Raw genomic sequence first — 17148 nt, forward strand, 5'->3', positions numbered from 1 at the left:
CCTTTCCAAATCAACGCTGGTAGCGGCGCGAAGTGTAGACCTTGGTGCCCTGCTCGGACTCGATTACGGCGGTAGTGGAGGCACCGATGATCAGCAGCGTGCGCATATCGACCTCGGCCGGATCCAGCTCGGCGAGGGTGACCACGCGCACGGATTCGGTGGGTCCGCCGACATCGCGACCGAGCACCACCGGGGTATCGGGCTTGCGATGCTCGAGCAGCACGTCACGCATCGCCGCGACCTGCCAGGTGCGCTGACTGGAGGCGGGGTTGTAGATCGCGATCGCCATATCGGCCGCCGCGACCGTCGAAAGACGTTGCGCGACAACCTCCCACGGCTTGAGCCGATCCGAGAGCGAAATCATCGCGTAGTCGTGGCCGAGCGGCGCGCCGACGCGGCTGGCGACCGCATTGGCCGCGGTGAGCCCGGGCAGCACGCGCACCGGCACGCCTTGCCACTGCGGATCGGCGGACTCTTCGAGTACCGCAGCCGCCATCGCGAAGACCCCGGGATCGCCCGAGGACACGACAACCACCTTGGCCCCCTGTTTCGCGAGATCCAATGCCATGGCGGCACGTTCGGATTCCACCCGGTTATCGCTGGCATGCCTGCGCTGCCCGGGACGCGACGGCACCCGATTGATGTAGGTCGTGTAGCCGACCAGATCGGTGGCCTCGGCGAGTGCGCGTTCGACTTCGGGTGTGGTCCACTCGGGTGAGCCCGGGCCGAGCCCGACCACCACGACTTCACCGAAATCGCTCGAGGTTTCCTCGACTCGAGACCTGTCGAAAGGAACTGTCTGCGCAGTGCGGGATTCGCTGCCCACAGCCTCGGGCGCTGTCCGGGAGAGCTCGGTAGCACCCTGCGCGCCGATCCTCTGCGACTGCGCCTGCCCCGAATTCGTAAGAAGCAGCGGGGTTGTCGGCTGCGGGCCGGGAACGAGGGTGATGGCGAAGTACGGTACATCCGCATCGTCGACGTCGGCGGCGGCGAGTACGCGCTGGCGGGTGCTGCTCGCGCGTTCGATGTAGTAGGCGTCGGCGAGGCGGCCGGAGTCCGAGAGGGCTTGGCGCACACCGGGATAGGTGCGGCCGAGCTTCATGATGGCGGCCGCGTCGGTATCGCGGAGGCGGCGGGTGAGCTCGTCGGTGGGCATGGTGCCGGGCAGGACGGTCAGTACCTGCTCACCCTCGACGAGCGGGGTGCCGAGGGCGGCCGATGCCGCGCTCACGGAGGTGATGCCGGGGATGATCTCGGCCTCGAACCGGTCCGCCAGCCGGCGGTGCATATGCATGTACGAGCTGTAGAACAGCGGATCGCCCGCGGCGAGCAGTGCGACCGACCGGCCCGCCGCCAGATGGGTTGCCAGGCGTTCGGCGGCCTGTTCGTAGAACTCGTCGATGGCGCCCTGATAGCCGCCGGGGTGGTCGGTCGTCTCGGTGGTCACCGGATAGATCAGGTGTTCCTCGAGTTGGCCCGCGCGCATATACGGCGCGGCGATGCTACGCGAGATGCTGCGACCGTGGCGTGCGCTGTGGAAGGCGATGACATCGGCCTCGGCGATCACCCGCGCCGCCTTCACCGTCACCAGCTCCGGATCACCGGGGCCGAGTCCGACGCCCCACAACTTGCCGTTGCTCATTCCTGTTCGCTCGCAATCGCATTCAGTGCCGACGCGGTAATGGCGCTGCCACCGCGCCGCCCACGCACTGTCAGATATTCGACCCCGCCGAATTCGATCAGCGCGTCCTTGGATTCGGCAGCGCCCACGAAGCCGACCGGAATGCCGAGGATCGCGGCGGGCCGCGGCGCACCCGCGTCGATCATATCGAGCAGATGGAACAGGGCGGTCGGCGCGTTGCCGATGGCGACCACCGCGCCATCGAGGCGATCGCGCCACAACTCCAGCGCCGCGGCCGACCGCGTATTGCCCATCGCCGCAGCCAGTTCCGGCACCCGCGGATCGGCGAGGGTGCAGATCACGTCATTGTCCGCGGGCAACCGCTTGCGCGTCACACCGGACGCGACCATCTGCGCATCACAGAGAATAGGAGCCCCCGCCCGCAGCGCGCCCCGGGCCGCCGCCACCACACCGGGCGAAAACGCCACGTCCCCGGCCAGATCCACCTGCCCGCAACCATGGATCATCCGCACCACAACCTGCGCCACATCCTGCGGAAACCCACTCAGATCCGCCTCCGCCCGAATCATCGCGAACGACCGCCGATAAATCTCGGCCCCATCACTGACATAACGAACATCGGACATGCGCACCACCATATGAGCCCTCCCTCCCAGCACTTGGCGCGGGTCGAGAATGCGATGGTGGCCGCAAACGTCGAGAGGCCGCCTGCCTGCATGCATTCTCGGCGGATCAGGTTCGGGGGCGTTCGAGGATTCGGGACATGACTATGGAGCTGCGGGTGCGGCCTACTCTGGTGTTTTCGCGGATGCGTTCTACGGTGGATTCGATTTCGGCCATGTCTGTTGCCATGACGTGGACCAGGGCGTCGGCTTCGCCTGCGATGGTCCAGACACCGACTACCTGGGGGATCGGTTCGAGGCTGCGGCGGAGTTCAGCGGGGGTGATGTTATCGCGGTAGTAGACCTCGACGTAGGCCTCGGTGATCCAGCCGAGTGCGGCGGGATTGACCAGTGCGGTGAACCCGGTGATCTGGCGGCTGGCGACCATCTTGTCGACACGGCGCTTGACCGCGGGCGCGGACAGTCCGACCCTCGCGCCGATTTCTTGGAACGAGGCGCGCGCCGATTTGAGCAGATGCGCCAGAATCTGCCGGTCGATGTCGTCCACGCCACACCCACTCCCGATCGGCGCAATGATTCGCCGAATTGGCTCGATCACACGCAATGAATCGTTGTTTCTGGCGCAATACTAGGCGAATTACCTTCGTGTCAGTGGAATGATCCGCGCCGACCTCCGGGAGACACGTTGACCTCTGTAGCCACCCTCCGTACCGAGCCCGCGCGGCAGTCGTCGCCACGTCAGTTCGTGATGTGCCGTCCGGATCACTTCGACGTCTGCTACTCGATCAATCCGTGGATGAATCCACAGGAACCCGTCGATCGGGCGCTCGCACTATCGCAGTGGGAGACGCTGCGCGCGACATTCGAGCATTACGGCCATCGCATCGACGTGGTGCCGGGGGAGCCGGGTCTGCCCGATATGGTTTTCGCCGCGAACAGTGGCCTGATCGTGGGTGATCGGGCGATGTCGGCGCGATTCACCCATGCCGAGCGGGCAGCGGAAGGTCCGGCGTATCACCGCTGGTTCACGCAGTTGGGGCTGGTGGAGCTGGTCGGGGCGCGGGAAACCAATGAGGGCGAAGGCGATTTCCTGCTCGTCGGTGAGCACATGCTGGCCGCGACCGGATTCCGGAGTTCGATTGCCGCGCACCGTGAGGTCGAGCGGTACTTCGATCTGCCGGTGGTTTCGCTCGAACTGGTCGATCCGCGTTTCTATCACCTGGATACGGCACTGATGGCCCTCGATGACTCGAACGTCGCGTATTTCGCGCCCGCCTTCAGTGCCGCGAGTCAGGCGATACTGGCTCAGCTCTATCCGGACGCCATCCTCGCCACCGATGCCGACGCGGTGGTTCTGGGGTTGAACGGTGTCTCCGATGGGCTGAATGTCTTCATCAGCAGTCGCGCCGACAATCTGGCTTCGGAGTTGCGCGCGCAGGGGTACAACCCGGTGGGTGTCGATCTGTCGGAGTTGTTGAAGGCCGGTGGTGGCGTGAAGTGCTGCACCTTGGAGATTCACGAGGATCCGCGGAGTGCACCGACCGCGGTTGCTTCGTAAGGCGCGGGCACCGCTGTCAGAACGGGAGTTTGGTGCGCAAACCGCTGACCCCCGGTTCGGCCAACGGATGGACTTCGGCGACGAACTTGAACAGCAGGAGTGCGCCGGTGATCTGTAGCAGGGCGAGCGGGATTTCGGCGACGCAGGCGACGGCGATTGAGAACCACACGTCGCGAGCGTTGGCGGTCGTGATGTCGAACCAGGCGTCCACGAGCAACAGCAGGCCGGTGCCGAATGCCGGCAACATGAGCAGTTGCTTGCGCTGCCAGCCCAGATAGGCGGTCGTCGCCATCATGATGACCAGCAGTATGTCGAATCCGACCCAGGCCAGCGTCCAATTACGGGCCTGATAATCGGGCGGCAGCGACACCGCGAGATACGCGATCCATGGAATCAGCGCGATCGACCCACCCACCATCAGCGTCAACCGCACCTGCCGATGAATCCGCACCACCTCCGGGCGCGGCAACACCCGCTCCGGCGGCAACTGCAACCGCCGAATCAACTCCAGCCGCTCCTGCGCCGACATCGCGTCGATCTCGGCATCACCGAGCCGCCCGACCGTCATAGGAACACGCCTCCCACGAGTCAACCGCTGCTCTCACCGTGCCACGCGCCGTGCCCGAGAACCAGATCAACTGGGGCCATTTGCGGCGCACATGCCACAGCCATGTCCCGTCACTTGCGGCGTGGTTTCAGCAGATAGCAAACCACCACGGCGCCAGATCGGTCGGCGGACGGCGGCGCGATATGGTGCGTCGGGATTCCCTGCGATCGCTCGCTGGGCAGATGTCAGCCGATGCGGTAACCGTTTTCGGTGGCGACGATATCGGTGACCTGGCCGCGGGGGCGGCCGCAGCGGCGTTCACAGCCGGACCAGTGTTGGCGGCCGGCGACTGCGACTTCGTCGGCTGTGCGCAGTTCGATGGTCGGGCCGGGTCCTGTTGCGTGGCCGCTGGTGTTGCTCTCTGCGGCGGGCTGGTCGGTGGGGGGCAGTACGCGACCGGATTCGACGGCGGCTGCGGCGTCTGCTCGGACGTCGGTGAGCGCCTTTGCGCAGCCGGGTTGGCCCACGCAGGCACTGACCTGGAGCCAGGGGGAGTTGGCGTCGAAGATCAGGCCCATCGGGGCTAGTACGCGGACGACCTGTTCGGCGGGCCATTCCGCTAGATCGGCGATTACCAGGCTGCGCCAAGGGGTGATGAAGATGGGGCGTTCGATGGCGGCGATGAATTCGGCGACGCGGGCGGGCATGGAGCCGAGGCGAACGGCCGCGCCGAGGCTGACCAGGCCGTTGTCCTGGTCGAGCCAGCCGATCGGAATGTCATGGGCGGCACCGAATTCCAGGCGTTCGGGGCCGGGGGACAGGCCGAGGGTATCGATTACTCGCCGCACACCGTCATCGACTTCGTGCAGCCGCCATTGACCCGAGCCGAGATCGAGGAAGGCGTGCGCGGCGGCGAGCATCACCGGTACCGCGTCGGTCGCGGATACTCGGATGCCGGAGTCACCACCGGCCAGCACGAGCGCGAATTCGGCTGCGCCCGTCGCGTGTACGCCGATGTCGCCACCGAGGCCGCTGATATCGCCGCGGCCGTCGTCGAGGGTGAACAGTACGCGGCCGGGCAGTTCGGCCAACCGCGGTGCGGCGCGCAAACCTGTGTCGAGCGCCGGAACAAGCGCATGTACATCCGCCCAGCCACCGATCCGACCAGACAGCGGCGAGGCGACAATATTGCGCACCCGCTCATGTGTATCGCTCGGCAACAGCCCGGCACCCGCCAGCCGCTCACTCAGCGCGGCCGCATCACGCACCTGCCGCAACTGCACATTGCCCCGCGAGGTCAGCTCGATATTCCCATCGCCGAGCTCGACGGCGGCTTCGGCCAAAACCTGCAACTGCCCCGGCTCCAGCCACCCACCGGGCAGCCGAATCCGAGCCAACGGGCCATCGGCCGCCTGATGCAGCCGCAGCACGCCGGGGCAGGAATCGGGATTCTTACGCGTCATGACCTGTCCAGCCTACGACGCCACCGCTGCCCAACCGGGACGGCTGCAACACGCGAGCGGAATCCATGGTGTGATTTGGTGCCTATGCCGTTGTAAAGCCCGCCAGGTGGCAGTGGTCTCCGTCGGTCGTCCGAGAATTCCCTTGGCGCTGCGGTTTCGGCAACTGATACCGCTGGTGACTGCGGCCAACGCCGGTCCGGTAGTCGTGCAGATGGGCGTTATTTGTCGGTGGGGGGTGGGATGCTGTCGCGGTGGTGCGGCACACATCGTTTCGGTTCTGCTTGGACCCCACGGTCGAGCAGCGAGCGGTGCTGTCACGCCATGCCGGTGCGGCGCGGTTTGCGTTCAATCAATGCCTCCACGCGGTGAAGTCGGCCTTGACCGCTCGCCGAACCGATCAGGCGGTGTCGGTGCCGTGGTCGGGGTTCGACCTGATCAATCATTTCAATCGGTGGAAGAAATCCGAGCAGGCCGGGCGAGCATTCGTCGTCGACACCACCGGCGAAGCCACGATGTCGGTCACCGGGTTGGTGTGGCGTGAACAGGTACGCCAGCAGGTTTTCGAAGAGGCGGCCGTGGATTGCGGTCGCGCGTTGACGGCGTGGTCGGATTCGCGCCGAGGTGCCCGTAAGGGCCGCCGGGTGGGCTTTCCACGATTTAAGAAGAAGCTTCGTGGGAATGGTTCGTTTCGGCTGCGGAATAAGCATCGCCGCAGTGGTCTGCCTGCGATTCGGGTCGGCGGCAACGACCGTCCGCGTTCGGTGATTTTGCCCGGTATCGGTTCGGTCGCAGTCCACGATGACACCCGTCGACTGCGGCGGATGATATCGACGGGACGGGCGAAGATCTTGTTCGCCACCGTCAGCGAGCGGGCTGGTCGGTGGTGGGTCACCCTGAACGTGGAGGCCGTCGATCTGCACCCACATCTGCACCACGGTGCTCGGCAGGCCACCGATCGCGGCGGCTGGGTAGGGGTGGATCGCGGGTTGGCGGCGTTTCTGGTCGCATCGACCCGTGACGGTACCGAGGTGGCTCGTGTGGATGATCCACCGAAGCCGTTGGCTGCCGGGTTGCGTAAGCAACGCCGCTTGGCCAAATTAGTCACACGAAAAGTCAAGGGTTCCAACAATCGGCGACGAGCCGTCGCTCGACTGGGGCGTCATCATGGGCGTATCGCCAATGTTCGTCGTCATTTTCTTCATCAGGTCACCACAGAATTGGTCAAAAACCCACGACCGGCTTGTTCTGGAAGACTTGAATACCGCTGGCATGTTGAGCAACCAGCGCCTGGCGCGGGCGATCAGTGATGCCGGGTGGGCCGAGTTCGCGCGGATGCTCAGCTACAAGCAAGCCTGGCGCGGTGGTGCGCTCGTTGTCGCTGATCGCTGGTTTGCGTCGAGTCGGATCTGTTCGTGCTGCGGTGATCGCAACACCGCGCTGACCCTGGCTGATCGGATCTTCACCTGCGCGAATGGCCATCGGCTCGACCGCGATCACAACGCCGCGGTCAACCTCGCCGCCTGGGGCGAGCAACACCACGACACCCAGGTCCGGGAGCCCGAAGCGCGAGCCCCGGTCATCAACGTCCGCCGACGGGAAGGCGCTGGCCCACACATCGGTGTGGGTGAAACCGGCCCGAGTGACGCGGAAACCAACGCTCACACCGCACCGGTGTGAGTCGAGGACGTCCGAGAAGGACGGTGTCCACAACCCTCACCGGGGTGGGAGACACGCTGTAGCATCTGGTTGCTCGGCGGGCGATGAGGAAACCGGTGGAACTCCGGTGCGGTCGCGCCACTGTCGAAAGCCAGACCCTCTCCGGCGAGCACCGTAACCGATGGGCGCGTCACCCGAGGAAGGCTGCCACCTGTGATTTTGCTGCTGTCGACATCCGACACCGATCTGTTGAGCGCGCGTGCGAGCGGTGCGGAATATCGGTGGGGGAATCCGGCTCGGCTGTTGGTCGACGACCTGCCCGCGCTGCTCGACGGCGTGGATCTGGTGATCGTGCGGATCCTCGGCGGCAAGCGCGCCTGGGAGGACGGGCTCGCGGCCGTGCGCGCGAGCGGGGTGCCGATGGTGGCGCTCGGTGGTGAGATCGCACCGGACGCCGAGTTGATGGAATGCTCGACGGTGCCCGGTGGTGTAGCCGCCGACGCGCACAACTACCTCGCCGCCGGCGGTGCGGAAAATCTCCGTCAGCTGCACAACTTCCTCTCGGATACGGTGCTGCTCACCGGCCACGGCTTCGAGCCGCCCGTGCAACTGCCGAGTTGGGGCGAGTTGGAGCGCACACCGAGCACTGATCTGGGCGCAACTGCCGAGCGCCCGCCGACAGTGGCCGTAATCTATTACCGCGCACAGCATCTCGCCGGAAACACCGCCTACGTCGATGCCCTCTGCGCGGCAATCGAAAACGCGGGCGCGAAGGCTCTGCCGCTGTACTGCGCCTCCCTGCGCACCGCTGAGCCGGAACTCCTCGACACCTTGCGCACCGCGGACGCACTGGTGGTAACCGTGCTCGCGGCGGGCGGCACCAAGCCCGCCAACGCATCGGCCGGTGGCGACGACGAAGCCTGGGATGTCGCCGCCCTCGCCGAACTCGATGTGCCCATCCTGCAGGGCCTGTGCCTCACCAGCGGCCGCGCCCAATGGGAGGCCAACGACGACGGACTCTCCCCGTTGGATGTCGCCACCCAGGTGGCCGTCCCGGAATTCGACGGCCGCATCATCACGGTTCCGTTCTCCTTCAAGGAATTCGACGCCGACGGACTGTCCACCTACGTGCCGGATCCCGAACGCGCGGCCCGTGTCGCCGGTATCGCGGTCCGGCACGCACGGCTGCGCGACATCCCGGCCGAACGGCGACGCATCGCCATCATGATGTCGGCCTACCCGACCAAGCATGCCCGCATCGGCAACGCCGTCGGCCTGGACACCCCTGCCAGCGCGATCCGGCTCCTCACCGAGATGCGCACTGCCGGTTACGATCTCGGCGACGAGAGCGAGGTGCCAGGACTCACCGAACGCGACGGAGACGCCTTGATCCACGCGCTGATCGCCGCGGGCGGTCAGGATCCGGACTGGCTCACCGCCGAACAGCTCGAAGGCAACCCGATCCGCATCAGCGCCGACCAGTACACCAGCTGGTTCGACACCCTGCCCGATGACCTGCGCGAGGCCGTGGTCGAGGCGTGGGGACCGCCGCCCGGCGAACTCTACGTCGACCGCTGCGCCGATCCCGAGGGCGAAATCGTCATCGCCGCATTGCGGTTCGGCAATATCGTGCTGATGGTGCAGCCGCCGCGCGGCTTCGGCGAGAACCCGGTCGCCATCTACCACGACCCGGACCTGCCGCCCAGCCACCACTACCTCGCCGCGTATCGATGGATCGCCGCGCCGGACGGTTTCGCCGCCGACGCCATGGTGCACCTCGGCAAGCACGGCAATCTGGAATGGCTGCCCGGCAAGACCCTCGGCATGTCCGCCTCCTGCGGCACCGACGCCGCGCTCGGTGAGCTGCCGCTGATCTATCCGTTCCTGGTCAACGACCCGGGCGAGGGTACCCAGGCCAAGCGCCGCGCCCACGCGACCCTCGTCGACCACCTCATTCCGCCCATGGCCCGCGCCGAAAGCTATGGCGATATCTCGCGTTTGGAACAGCTGCTCGACGAGCACGCCAATATCTCCACCCTCGATCCGGCCAAACTGCCCGCGATCCGTCAGCAGATCTGGACGCTCATGCGCGCGGCCAAGATGGACCACGACCTCGGCCTCGCCGAGCGTCCGGAAGAGGATGTCTTCGACGATATGCTGCTGCATGTCGACGGCTGGCTGTGCGAGATCAAGGATGTGCAGATCCGCGACGGTCTGCACATCCTCGGGCAGGCGCCGGCGGGGGAGACCGAACTCGATCTGGTCCTCGCCATGCTGCGCGCGCGCCAGCTGTGGGGTGGCGAGCGGAATGTGCCGGGCCTGCGGGAAGCCTTGGGGCTGAACGAATCCGGTACCGAGGTGCGTGAACGAGTCGACGCGGTGGAGACCCAAGCGCGTGGGCTGCTGGCCGCACTACAAGCTGCCGAGTGGTCCGTAGACGCCGTCGACGGGATTGTCGACTCGCTGGACGCACCCGCCCCGGCGTTTGCCGCGGTGCGAACCGTGCTGCGCTTCGCCGCGACCGAGGTCGTGCCCCGCCTGCGCCAGACCGGCATCGAAATCGACCGAATCCTGCACGCGCTCAACGGCGGTTTCATCCCTGCGGGGCCCAGCGGATCCCCATTGCGCGGCCTGATCAATGTCCTGCCGACCGGTCGGAACTTCTACTCGGTCGACCCGAAGGCGGTTCCGTCCCGACTGGCCTGGGAGACTGGGCAGGCCATGGCGGATTCGCTGCTCGATCGATACAAGGCCGATCACGGTGAGTATCCGCGCTCGGTCGGGCTGTCGGTGTGGGGCACCTCGGCAATGCGCACCTCCGGCGACGATATCGCGGAAGTCCTTGCGCTGTTGGGCGTCCGTCCGGTCTGGGATGAGGCGAGCCGCCGGGTCACCACCTTGGAGGTGATATCGCTCGCGGAACTGGACCGTCCACGCATCGACGTGACGGTCCGCATCAGCGGCTTCTTCCGCGACGCTTTCCCGCATGTGCTCGCGCTGCTCGATGACGCAGTGCGCCTCGTCGCCGACCTCGACGAGCCCGCCGAGTCGAATTACGTTCGCGCCCACGCCCAGAACGACCTCGCCGAACACGGCGACAAGCGCCGCGCCACCACCCGCATCTTCGGCTCCAAACCCGGCACCTACGGTGCGGGCCTGCTGCAATTGATCGACTCGAAGAGTTGGCGCACCGACGACGACCTCGCGCAGGTGTACACCGCATGGGGCGGCTTCGCCTACGGTCGCGACCTCGACGGCGCACCTGCCGCCGACGATATGCGCACCGCGTACCGCCGGATCACGGTGGCCGCCAAGAACACCGACACCCGCGAACACGATATCGCCGACTCCGACGACTACTTCCAGTACCACGGCGGCATGGTCGCCACTGTGCGTGCGCTGACCGGCAAGAATCCCGAGGCCTACATCGGCGACAGCACCCGCCCCGACGCCGTGCGCACCCGCACGCTCTCGGAGGAGACCTCACGCGTCTTCCGTGCCCGAGTGGTGAACCCGCGCTGGCTCGAAGCGATGCGCCGCCATGGCTATAAGGGTGCATTCGAAATGGCGGCCACCGTCGACTACCTCTTCGGCTACGACGCCACCACCAATGTCGTCGCCGACTGGATGTACGAAAAGCTCGCGGAGAGTTACGTTTTCGATGACGTGAACCGCAAGTTCATGGAACAGTCCAACCCGTGGGCGCTGCACGGCATTGCCGAGCGGCTGCTGGAGGCGGCGCAACGGGAGTTGTGGGAGCATCCGGAGCAGGCAACACTGGACCGATTGCGCCAGATCTACCTGGAGACCGAAGGTGAACTGGAATAGCCGGAAAAGCAATACCCCAGTTCCTTGGGTATTTCCAATTATTTGATCTTGCAACGTAATTCGATTTCCTGATTTCCGCGACGCCGAGTGTGTCGAGGGCGCATGATGATTGATGTCCGATGTCCGTTTCTCGGGAACATCGATCGAATCGGCTGGATGATTGGAATCATGATGAAGATCAAAAAGTTGGTAGCGACAACGGTTTTGACCGTTGCCGCGACAGGCATCACCGCGGCCACCGCCTACGGCTCGCCCGAAGTATCGTCGGAAACAGTTCTCAACGGCGTTGATCACGGTGTCCAATACACCGCTGCGGTGGCGTCGGACCGCTCCGATGCCACCATCACACTGGCCGCGGGCAAGTTCGTCCTGACGCCCGATGCGGGCATCACGGTGCTCGCATCCGACGGCTCCGTGGTCGCCACCGTACCGACCACACTACAGACCGTGGCGGGCCAGCAGGTGCAGGTCACGCCCGAAGTCGACACCACGGCAACGATATTGACGCTGACGCCGGTCAACGCGCCGGCACCGCAATCGGCCCCGTTGCAGTTCATCGGTGATGCGGGCACCACGGTTGCCGGTGTGTTGATCGGATGCGCCGTCGGTGCGCTGATCGGGCTGCTGTTCTTTGTCGTCGGATTCCTGCCCGGATGTGTCATCGGGGGAATCATCGGCGGTATCGCCGGCGCCAATCAGTAATGAGGTAATTCGAGCTGTTCGAGTAAGTCTCGAACGGGTACTCCCGGCCGGGCATTCCGTGGAATTCGCCCGACCGGGATTGCCGCTCACCGAAATTCAGGACACATCGCATTTCAACTGTCACCCGCCGCTTTCCGGAACCGTTCGGCAGTTGCTCGGAGGTGCGCGGCGAGTTCCGGAGCGTCCAGGACATCGAAATCGACATCGAGCAGTCCGAGATACAACGTCAACGAATGGGGCGTGTCCGAACCGACCTGGATCACACAGTGGTCCGGGCCATCGGATTCGATAGTCACAGCGGCGGGCAGCCGCGTACGCACAGCGTTAGCGGGAGCCGCGACCCGCACCCTGGCCCGGTAGCGCCACGTCGCGGCACCGACCCCGCGCTGTATCCGTTCGGCTACTTCGGTTTCCGGAACGCTGCGCGCGATGAAGCGCGCACCGTTCGGTGCCCGCGGCGTCATCCGGTCGACCCGGAACGTGCGCCAGTCCGCGCGCCCGACATCCCACGCCACCAGATACCAGCGGCCGTTCCAATGGGCGAGCCGATGTGGTTCCACCTCACGTCGCGAAGGCGATCGTTGCTCGATCGCGTCCGAATGGGTTTCGTAATCGAACCGCAGCCGCTCGCTCGCCCGGATCGCCGCGGCGATGGCGGTCAGCACGCCCGCGTCCACCTTCGTCTGACCCGGATGCGGCACATGCACGGTGGCGGCGGTCAACGCATGCACCCGATGCCGCAGCCGCGACGGCAGTACCTGCTCGAGCTTGGCCAGCGCTCGTACCGAAGTCTCCTCGATCCCGGTCACCGCCCCATTGGCCGCCGTCGCCAACCCCACCGCCACCGCCACGGCCTCATCGTCATCCAAAAGCAATGGCGGCAGCGAAGATCCGGCCCCCAGTCGATACCCACCCGCCACCCCCGGCGTCGCATCCACCGGATACCCGAGCCTGCGCAACCGCTCGATATCCGTACGAATAGTCCGCGTCGAAACCCCGAGCCGCTCAGCCAACGCAGGCCCGGTCCAATCCCGATGCATCTGCAGCAACGACAACAACCGCAACAACCGCGCCGAAGTCTCCAACATGGGTCGATCATCTCAGGAATTGCGGAACAAAACCTTCCGCGTTCTTCGAGCAGGTAGCGGGTCCGCCGACGGACCCGCATCTCATCGACCCGATTCCAGTGCCCGCCCCAGAACACGCGCCCTCGAACAACGCCAGCCCACGTCCTTGCGAGTTTCGGACCGGTGAATTCAGCCGAGACGGGCGTCGACCACGAGGCCGACCAATCCGATCGCAACACGGATTGCGGAGACGACGACCATCTCGGGATCGGTACCTCCGGTGAGCAGGTCGCCGAGGGCGGCAACGGCGATCGCGCCGATGTCATTCCATGGCCGGGCGCTGTCGTCAGCGAGGCGGATATGAGTAGCGGAGCTGGATTTGCGCAATGTTCGCGTACTCGGCTACTCGTGATTTCGCCGCATCTGCGGTCGACCATGAAGTGGAAGCCATCCTGAATCCGGGGACTCGGTCCCTGACTCTTCGAAATAAAGTATGAGTCATTCGACCGGCCACCGTTCAGGATGAACCTCGGCCCACAATTGCAGCTCGGATCATCAGTGGTCCGCTGTTAATCTCAGGCTGGCACGGCTTGGTGTCGGCGCAAACCGCTTGACCAGACCCCGATCGAGGCGGAAGCCCGCTGCATCCTGGATCGAAACGGAGTCGAGCCGACCCTGCCGCTTTCGCGGCAGGTCGGCAGTGTTCGGCGCGGTCTGCGCCGGTGCTGTAGCGGCGGAACTAGACGACCTTGAAAGTGGTCCGGTACAGGCCACTTGCCCCCTTGAACTCCAGTGCGACCGGTTGTTTCGTCGGCAGTGCCTGCGGGCGGCCGATCTCGTCGTCGTTGCCTTTCGGGAGTTCCATGAAGACCTCGTTCAGCGCGCGCAGCGAGTCCGAGATCGCCTGGGCGAGAACGGGTCTGCGCTGGCTGGCCGATTGCCCGATGGTGCGAGCGAGGGCGGCGGTCCACGCCAGATTCAATCCGGTCCGGTACGCGCTCGTCACATCGCCTGCCACGTCCCGCCCATCGTCCTTTTCGATGAGTTGGACGACATAGAGCGACGCGGCGTCGAAGGTCGCTACCGGAACGTCACGGCTGCGCCGGTCACCGTCGTCCATTACATCCCAGAATCCTCCGGGACCGGTGACCGTGAACTCCGTCGACGACTGCACGGCAGCCCCGGTCGGAATCCGGCCACGGAACAACAGCAGATACACGTCGTCCGAACCCCACTCGTCGATGCCGGAGCCGGTTTCGTCGACACATTTCATCTCGTCCACATATACGTTCGCCATGGGATTGTTTCCTCGAATTCTCCTTCCGGAGTCGCTCCGGAAGTCGCGGTTGATTACAGGAAAACCGTATGTCGGCCGAGTGGTGATGCGCGTCGGTGCGGGCACGGGAACTCGGATCCGTGGCTGTACGGAATTTATGCCCGTGGCTGCATCGATTCGAGCTTTCGCACCGATATCAATAGTGCGGATGTATTCGTTCGTTCTATACCCGCACACCGCGGAGGAGGCCGATGATGGCAGGCTGTCCGGCCAGTTCGATGAGCCGTCGGATTTCGATATCGGTGCTGTGCGTGGCGGCGCTGTTGATCGGGGCGGTAACGGCGGCGACCGACTGGTCTACGCCCGCGCGGCGCGACCCTGCGCGTGCCCTGCTGCTCGGCCCCCGCGAGGCGTTTGTCGCGGGGGCGGGTCCGAATCCTCCGGTATTCGAAGTCACAGAACTGGTGTTGTTCCTCGCCGCCGGCGCTGCGTTCGTAGGGACGGGTGTGATCGCATGGCGCAGAAGACCTTCCGATTTGACCGGCCGACTCGTTGTCGCTGCGGGATTGCTGTGGTTGGCGGGCGGGCTGCGGCGCGCCAGTGAACCGGCCGTGTTCACTGTGGCGATCATTCTCACGAATCTGTATCTGCCGGTCCTGATTCAGCTGATGCTGGGATTTCCGTCCGGCCGACTGCGCTATCAGTGGGAACGTTGGTTTGTCGGCAGCTGTTGGGTGCTCGCGACGGTCGGCGTCGCCGGTGAGTGGATCTTCTTCGACCCCCGCGCCATCGCACTCGAGTCACGGTCGACATCGGTGCACCTCCTGTTGATTCGGCACAACCCGGCGCTGGCCGAGGTCGTGCAGATGGTGGTGGGTGCGCTCGCCGCCGTGGCCGGACTCTTGCTGGTCGTCGTCGTCCTCATCCGGTTGCGCACCCGATCGCCCGCCTATCGAGCCGGATTCGCGCCTCTCGGGCTTGCTTGTCTGGTCGCCGTGCCGGTGACGATCGCGATCCTCGCCAGCGCGATCCGGTTCCCCGGATCGCAGACCGGATGGCTGCTCGACCTGCGGTATCCGACCACCGCTGTCCTGCCGCTGGCGATCGCGGTCGGCGTCGCGCGCTATCACGTCGCACGCGTCGCCCTCGCCGACGCGATGGTGGAGATCGGCAGCGCCTCGCTCGACGAGGGATTCGTCGCGGCGTTGCGGCGGGCACTGCACGACCCCTCCCTTGAACTGTGGACCTATTCGCACCACGAACGCCGCTATGTCGATCACGACGGCAATCGCCGGGATCCGCGGAATACGGCGGACGGGCGAGCCGTCACGGTGTTCGAACGAGACGGCACACCCGCGGGAGTTCTCGTCCACGACGAGTCATTGCAGGCACAGTCGGAGTTGCTGGCCGCGGTGCGCGGCGCCGCCGAGCTCGCGCTGAATCACCAGCGGATGGACGACGAGTTGCGCAACCGACTCGACGAAGTCAGGAGGTCGCGCCAGCGCATCGTGACCGCTGGCGATGAACAGCGGCGCCGGTTCGAGCGCGATCTACACGACGGGGCGCAGCAGCGTCTGGTCGCCGTATCGATCATGCTCGGCCGGGCGAAGCGTGCCGCCGACGAGCAGACCAGCCGCGGCCTGCTCACACAATGCGCCGACGAAATCGACTCCGCCCTCGCAGAATTGCGCGAATTGGCCCGCGGCTGCTATCCGCCCGTCTTGTCCGAACGAGGCCTCGGTGCGGCGCTGACCTCACTTGCCGAGCGCTCCCAGCTCCCGGTCGAGATCACCGGAACGCTCGACGGTCGGCCGGACCGCGACGCCGAACTGGCCGCGTATTACACCGCCGCCGAGGCCGTCACCAACGCGACGAAGCACGCCCACGCCACGCTCGTCCGAATCAGTCTCGACGGGCACAACGACGAGCTCCGAATGATCATCTCGGACGACGGCCGAGGCGGCGCGACGCCCACACCGGGTGGTGGGCTCGCGGGCCTGTACGACCGGATATCGGCGCTTGACGGCCACCTCGAACTGGACAGCCCTCCCGATGCGGGGACCACCATCGAGGTCACCCTTCCGTGGCAGGTAGGTGAGAGGTCGTGACGCTGAAAGTCGTTCTGGCCGAGGACTCCCCATTGCTCAGGGCTGGAATCGCCCGGTTGCTCACGGACGAGGCGATCAATGTCGTCGGTCAAGCCGCCGATCCCGACACGCTTCTCCACATCGTCGCGGCCCGCGTCCCCGACGTGGCTGTTATCGACATCCGGATGCCGCCCACCCACACCGTCGAAGGCATCGAGGCCGCTGCGACCATCCGCGCCGAGCATCCGTCGACCGCGGTCGTGCTGCTCTCGCAATACATCGAAACCGAGCACCTCAACACCCTGCTAGCGTCCGGCGCCGCGGGGCTGGGCTACCTTCTCAAGGATCGCGTCGCCCATATCGGCGAATTCGTAGAGGCCCTGCACCGAGTGGCGCGCGGAGGGACAGCGATCGACCCCACTCTGATCGACCGAATTCTCGCGCGACCGCATCGAGTACGCCAGCCGATCGACGCATTGACTCTCCGTGAACGTGAAGTGCTCGCCCTCATGGCGCAGGGCCGATCCAATCGAGCCATTGCCGCCGGACTGTTCCTCACCGAACGCACCGTCGAAACTCACGTCGGCGCCATCTTCGTCAAACTCGGCCTCGCACCCGAACCTGAGAACCACCGCCGCGTCCTCGCGGTGCTGACCCACCTCGACGCACAGCACAGTTGAGGGATGGTTGCGGCACTGT

Annotated in this window: 15 protein-coding genes; 7 read left to right on the forward strand and 8 right to left on the reverse strand. The window is 65.6% G+C overall.

From position 1 onward, the window contains the following. Nucleotides 1–10 precede the first annotated feature (10 nt). The 3 genes from cobJ to ACZ60G_RS09585 form a co-directional block, all read right to left on the reverse strand. Nucleotides 11–1642, reverse strand: a complete 1632-nt coding sequence (gene cobJ / locus ACZ60G_RS09575; protein WP_465808817.1) for a precorrin-3B C(17)-methyltransferase — start codon at nucleotides 1640–1642, stop codon at nucleotides 11–13. Beyond that, nucleotides 1639–2268, reverse strand: coding sequence for a precorrin-8X methylmutase (locus tag ACZ60G_RS09580; RefSeq protein WP_465808819.1), 630 nt, complete (start codon nucleotides 2266–2268; stop codon nucleotides 1639–1641). Before ACZ60G_RS09580 ends, cobJ begins: the two co-directional genes overlap by 4 nt. A 106-nt stretch (nucleotides 2269–2374) precedes the next feature. Then, on the reverse strand, nucleotides 2375–2812 hold the full coding sequence (locus ACZ60G_RS09585) for an Lrp/AsnC family transcriptional regulator (protein WP_465808821.1): 438 nt from the start codon (nucleotides 2810–2812) through the stop codon (nucleotides 2375–2377). A 138-nt stretch (nucleotides 2813–2950) separates the two neighbouring features. On the opposite strand from ACZ60G_RS09585, the gene ddaH reads away from it, so the two are divergent. After that, nucleotides 2951–3823: a dimethylargininase gene (gene ddaH, locus ACZ60G_RS09590; RefSeq protein ID WP_465808823.1), complete on the forward strand. Its 873-nt coding sequence runs from the start codon at nucleotides 2951–2953 to the stop codon at nucleotides 3821–3823. A 16-nt stretch (nucleotides 3824–3839) separates the two neighbouring features. On the opposite strand, the gene ACZ60G_RS09595 is transcribed toward ddaH, so the two are convergent. Then, nucleotides 3840–4391 (reverse strand): hypothetical protein, encoded by a 552-nt coding sequence (locus ACZ60G_RS09595; RefSeq protein WP_465808824.1) that lies wholly within the window; start codon nucleotides 4389–4391, stop codon nucleotides 3840–3842. A 224-nt stretch (nucleotides 4392–4615) separates the two neighbouring features. Next, nucleotides 4616–5833, reverse strand: a complete 1218-nt coding sequence (gene cobG, locus ACZ60G_RS09600; protein WP_465808826.1) for a precorrin-3B synthase — start codon at nucleotides 5831–5833, stop codon at nucleotides 4616–4618. Nucleotides 5834–6087: 254 nt separating this feature from the next. On the opposite strand from cobG, the gene ACZ60G_RS09605 reads away from it, so the two are divergent. The 4 genes from ACZ60G_RS09605 to ACZ60G_RS09620 all read left to right on the forward strand — a co-directional run bounded on the left by ACZ60G_RS09605 (nucleotide 6088) and on the right by ACZ60G_RS09620 (nucleotide 12019). After that, a complete protein-coding gene (locus tag ACZ60G_RS09605) occupies nucleotides 6088–7140 on the forward strand; it encodes an RNA-guided endonuclease TnpB family protein (protein ID WP_465809171.1) in 1053 nt (350 codons plus the stop codon). Next, nucleotides 7103–7510, forward strand: a complete 408-nt coding sequence (locus ACZ60G_RS09610) for an RNA-guided endonuclease InsQ/TnpB family protein (protein WP_465808827.1) — start codon at nucleotides 7103–7105, stop codon at nucleotides 7508–7510. Before ACZ60G_RS09605 ends, ACZ60G_RS09610 begins: the two co-directional genes overlap by 38 nt. 192 nt (nucleotides 7511–7702) lie before the next feature. Next, nucleotides 7703–11317, forward strand: a complete 3615-nt coding sequence (gene cobN / locus ACZ60G_RS09615; RefSeq protein WP_465808829.1) for a cobaltochelatase subunit CobN — start codon at nucleotides 7703–7705, stop codon at nucleotides 11315–11317. A gap of 168 nt (nucleotides 11318–11485) precedes the next feature. Next, nucleotides 11486–12019, forward strand: a complete 534-nt coding sequence (locus tag ACZ60G_RS09620; protein ID WP_465808831.1) for a DUF8020 domain-containing protein — start codon at nucleotides 11486–11488, stop codon at nucleotides 12017–12019. Between the two features lie 113 nt (nucleotides 12020–12132). Here the strand turns inward: ACZ60G_RS09620 and ACZ60G_RS09625 are convergent, their stop codons facing one another. The 3 genes from ACZ60G_RS09625 to ACZ60G_RS09635 form a co-directional block, all read right to left on the reverse strand. Continuing rightward, on the reverse strand, nucleotides 12133–13107 hold the full coding sequence (locus ACZ60G_RS09625) for a helix-turn-helix transcriptional regulator (protein WP_465808833.1): 975 nt from the start codon (nucleotides 13105–13107) through the stop codon (nucleotides 12133–12135). A 168-nt stretch (nucleotides 13108–13275) separates the two neighbouring features. Beyond that, complete coding sequence (locus tag ACZ60G_RS09630) at nucleotides 13276–13473, reverse strand: hypothetical protein (protein WP_465808835.1); 198 nt, start codon at nucleotides 13471–13473, stop codon at nucleotides 13276–13278. Between the two features lie 352 nt (nucleotides 13474–13825). Next, the gene (locus ACZ60G_RS09635; RefSeq protein WP_465808836.1) at nucleotides 13826–14383 is read right to left on the reverse strand and encodes a hypothetical protein; all 558 of its coding nucleotides are present in this window, start codon (nucleotides 14381–14383) and stop codon (nucleotides 13826–13828) included. A gap of 230 nt (nucleotides 14384–14613) precedes the next feature. Here ACZ60G_RS09635 and ACZ60G_RS09640 point away from each other — a divergent pair, with 230 nt between their 5' ends. Next, a complete protein-coding gene (locus tag ACZ60G_RS09640; protein WP_465808838.1) occupies nucleotides 14614–16470 on the forward strand; it encodes a sensor histidine kinase in 1857 nt (618 codons plus the stop codon). Beyond that, nucleotides 16467–17129, forward strand: a complete 663-nt coding sequence (locus ACZ60G_RS09645) for a response regulator (protein ID WP_465808839.1) — start codon at nucleotides 16467–16469, stop codon at nucleotides 17127–17129. The genes ACZ60G_RS09640 and ACZ60G_RS09645 overlap by 4 nt, the downstream gene beginning before the upstream one ends. Nucleotides 17130–17148: the final 19 nt, after the last annotated feature.

It is taken from the genome of Nocardia sp. NPDC102475, assembly GCF_055584605.1.

What these genes read in the sequence shown, in the direction of transcription:
- ACZ60G_RS09580 (WP_465808819.1), bottom strand. Translation starts at nt 2,268, where the DNA reads ATGTCCGATGTTCGTTATGTCAGTGATGGGGCCGAGATTTATCGGCGG.
- ACZ60G_RS09620 (WP_465808831.1), top strand. Translation starts at nt 11,486, where the DNA reads ATGATGAAGATCAAAAAGTTGGTAGCGACAACGGTTTTGACCGTTGCC.
- ACZ60G_RS09595 (WP_465808824.1), bottom strand. Translation starts at nt 4,391, where the DNA reads ATGACGGTCGGGCGGCTCGGTGATGCCGAGATCGACGCGATGTCGGCG.
- ACZ60G_RS09610 (WP_465808827.1), top strand. Translation starts at nt 7,103, where the DNA reads ATGTTGAGCAACCAGCGCCTGGCGCGGGCGATCAGTGATGCCGGGTGG.
- ACZ60G_RS09625 (WP_465808833.1), bottom strand. Translation starts at nt 13,107, where the DNA reads ATGTTGGAGACTTCGGCGCGGTTGTTGCGGTTGTTGTCGTTGCTGCAG.
- cobJ (WP_465808817.1), bottom strand. Translation starts at nt 1,642, where the DNA reads ATGAGCAACGGCAAGTTGTGGGGCGTCGGACTCGGCCCCGGTGATCCG.
- cobG (WP_465808826.1), bottom strand. Translation starts at nt 5,833, where the DNA reads ATGACGCGTAAGAATCCCGATTCCTGCCCCGGCGTGCTGCGGCTGCAT.
- ACZ60G_RS09640 (WP_465808838.1), top strand. Translation starts at nt 14,614, where the DNA reads ATGATGGCAGGCTGTCCGGCCAGTTCGATGAGCCGTCGGATTTCGATA.
- ACZ60G_RS09635 (WP_465808836.1), bottom strand. Translation starts at nt 14,383, where the DNA reads ATGGCGAACGTATATGTGGACGAGATGAAATGTGTCGACGAAACCGGC.